This window comes from Micromonospora sp. NPDC047707 (assembly GCF_040704235.1).
GTDB lineage: Bacteria > Actinomycetota > Actinomycetes > Mycobacteriales > Micromonosporaceae > Micromonospora.
On record NZ_JBEYSU010000113.1, the window covers coordinates 1 to 3,087 of the forward strand.

General features: G+C 75.1%; 3 protein-coding genes and 1 pseudogene. All 4 read left to right on the top strand.

Annotated features, from left to right (window positions below; all coding sequences use genetic code 11):
* The coding region (locus tag AB0873_RS32100) for a glycosyltransferase family 9 protein (RefSeq protein WP_366604513.1) at positions 1-633 on the top strand (633 nt) is incomplete at its 5' end.
* 27 nt (positions 634-660) lie between these two features.
* Entirely contained in the window at positions 661-1,644 is a 984-nt protein-coding gene (locus AB0873_RS32105) for a glycosyltransferase (RefSeq protein ID WP_366604514.1), read from the top strand.
* Entirely contained in the window at positions 1,629-2,846 is a 1,218-nt protein-coding gene (locus AB0873_RS32110) for a glycosyltransferase (RefSeq protein ID WP_366604516.1), read from the top strand. Before AB0873_RS32105 ends, AB0873_RS32110 begins: the two co-directional genes overlap by 16 nt.
* Positions 2,846-3,087, top strand: a pseudogene (locus tag AB0873_RS32115) (phosphoheptose isomerase); the annotation flags it as partial. The gene AB0873_RS32110 and the pseudogene AB0873_RS32115, both read left to right, overlap by 1 nt.

The window sequence follows — 3,087 nt, forward strand, 5'->3', positions numbered from 1 at the left end:
CCCACCGGCGTACCCGAACCCGAACGCGCCCTGTCCCTCGCCGCCGCCGCCGGCTACGCCCTGCCCGCCGACGACGAACCCGCCCTCCGGCTGCGCGTCGACCGGTGCGACAGCCCGGTGGAGACGCTGCACCCGGCCCTGGCCGAGCCCGGCTACGTCGTCGTGCATCCCGGCGCGTCGGTGCCCGCGCGCGCCTGCCCGCCCCGGCGGTGCGCCGACGTCGTCGCCGCGCTCGCCGACGCCGGGCACCGGGTGGTGGTCACCGGCGCACCGGACGAGCGGGAGCTGACCGCGTACGTCGCCGGGGACCGCGCCGTCGACCTGGGCGGCCGTACCCCGCTGGCCGGCCTGGCGCGGGTGCTCGCCGGCGCCCGCGCGGTGGTGGTGGGCAACACCGGCCCGGCCCACCTGGCGGCGGCGGTCGGAACGCCCGTGGTCAGTCTGTTCGCCCCGACCGTCCCGTTCGGGCAGTGGGGGCCGTGGGGCGTGCCGACCGTACGCCTCGGCGACGCCACCGCCGGCTGCCGGAACACCCGCGCGTCGTCCTGTCCGGTACCCGACCACCCCTGTCTCGCCGGCCTCGACCCCGGTGACGTGGTCGACGCGGTCCGCGTACTCGTGCCGTCCCGCTGAACCCCGAGACACCCGCTGAGGAGAGGCATGAACATCCTGCTCTGGCACGTGCACGGCTCGTGGACGACGTCCTTCGTCCACGGCCGGCACCGCTACCTGGTGCCGGTCACGCCCGACCGGGGCCCGTACGGCCTCGGGCGGGCCCGCACCTACCCCTGGCCGGACCGGGCGGTGGAGGTGACCCCGCAGGACCTGGCGAACGCCGAGGTGGATGTGGTGATCCTGCAACGCCCCGAGGAGTACGACCTCGCGGCGCAGTGGCTCCGCCGGCGGCCGGGACGGGACGTGCCGGCAATCTACGTCGAACACAACACGCCCAAGGGCGACGTTCCGAACACCCGCCACCCGATGGCCGACCGCGAGGACCTGCTGGTCGCCCACGTCACCCACTTCAACGAGCTGTTCTGGGACACCGGCGCCACCCGTACCGCGGTGATCGAGCACGGCATCGTGCCGCCGCACGTCGAGTGGAGCGGCGGCCTGGACCGGCTCGCCGTCGTGACCAACGAACCGGTACGCCGCTGGCGGGTCACCGGCACCGACCTGATGCCGCGCTTCGCCGAGGTCGGCCCGCTGGACGTGTTCGGCATGGGGGTGGCCGGGCTGCCCGACGCGCTGGCCCGGGCCGGTTTCCCCGACCTTCCGGTGACCGGGTACGACGACCTGCCGCAGGACCGGATGCACGCCGAGGTGGCCCGGCGGCGGGCGTACCTGCACCTGTGCCGGTGGACGTCGCTGGGCCTCAGCCTGATCGAGGCGATGGCGATGGGCATGCCGGTGATCGCCCTGGCCACCACGGAGGCCGTGGACGCGGTGCCGGCCGACGCGGGGGTGCTCGCCACCCGGGTCGACACCCTCGTCGAGGCCGCCCGGTGGTTGATGACGGACCGCGACGCGGCCTCCCGGCTGGGCGCGCGAGGTCGCGAGGTGGCGAAGGAACGGTTCGGGCTCGAACGGTTCGTCGCCGACTGGGACCGGCTGATGGAGGAGGAAACATGCGCATCGCGATGATCTCGGAGCACGCGAGCCCGTTGGCTGTTCTCGGCGGGGAGGACGCGGGCGGGCAGAACACCCACGTGGCGGAACTGGCCGCCGCGCTGGTCGGCGAGGGGCACGACGTCCGCGTCTACACCCGCCGCGACTCCACCACGCTGCCGGACACCGTGTCCACGGCGGACGGTTACCAGGTGTGCCACGTGCCGGCCGGCCCGGCGCTGCGGGTGCCGAAGGACGACCTGCTGCCGTACATGGGTGAGTTCGGCCGCTGGCTCGCCGGCCAGTGGCGCGACGGGGACTGGACACCGGACGTGGCGCACGCGCACTTCTGGATGAGCGGGCTGGCGACCCTGCACGCCGGCCGCCGGACCCGGGTGCCGGTGGTGCTGACGTACCACGCGCTCGGCACCGTCAAGAAGCGGCACCAGGGCACCAGGGACACCAGCCCACCGGGCCGGATCGGCTACGAACGGGCGTTGGGGCGGGCCGCCGACCGGGTGATCGTGCAGTGCCAGGACGAGATCGGCGAGCTGGTCCGGCTGGGTGTGCCGCGGTCCCGGATGGCGCTGGTCCCCTCCGGCGTCAACCAGGAGATGTTCCGCCCGGACGGGCCGGTCGCCCCGCGCGACCCGGCCCGGCAACGGATCATCACGGTCGGCCGGATGGTCGAGCGCAAGGGCTTCCTGGAGGTGGTCCGGGCCATGCCCGCGGTGCCGGACGCCGAGTGCGTGATCGTCGGCGGGCCCCCCGCCGAGCAGCTCACGGCCGACGCGTTCGCCCGCCGGCTCGGCGCGCTCGCCGATTCCTGCGGGGTGGCGGACCGGGTGAAGCTGGTCGGCGCGGTGCCCCGCGAGGAGATGGGCCGCTGGTACCGGTCGGCCGACCTGCTGGTCGCCGCCCCCTGGTACGAGCCGTTCGGGCTGACCCCGCTGGAGGGCATGGCCTGCGGCGTGCCGGTGGTGGGCACGGACGTCGGCGGCATCTCCGACACGGTCGTCGCCGGCCTGACCGGCGACCTCGTGCCGCCACGGGACCACCGGGCGCTGGGCGCGGCGATCCGCCGCCTGCTCGCGGACAAGGTGCGCCGGTTCGCGTACGCGACGGCGGCGCTGGACCGCATCCGCAGCCGGTACTCCTGGAAGCGTTGCGCCGAACAGCTCGGCGCCGTGTACGCCGCGGTGACCGCCGCCGGCCGTCCCACCCCGGCGGTGGCCTGATGACGGCGGGCCTGTCCACCCTCGACAGCCACCTCGCGAACCTGGCCTCGGCGCTGCTGCCGTACCGGCAGGTGGCGGAGCGGCTCTCCGGTTGGGGAACGGAACTGGCGTGGACGCTCGCGCGGGGCGGCCGCCTGCTCGTGGCGGGCAACGGTGGCAGCGCGGCCGAGGCGCAGCACCTCACCGCCGAACTCGTCGGCAAACTCCGCGACGACCGCCAACCCCTGTCCGCCATCGCCCT

Bases quoted from the DNA above. Each gene is read 5' to 3' on its own strand.
- AB0873_RS32110 (WP_366604516.1), top strand. From the start codon at position 1,629: ATGCGCATCGCGATGATCTCGGAGCACGCGAGCCCGTTGGCTGTTCTC.
- AB0873_RS32105 (WP_366604514.1), top strand. From the start codon at position 661: ATGAACATCCTGCTCTGGCACGTGCACGGCTCGTGGACGACGTCCTTC.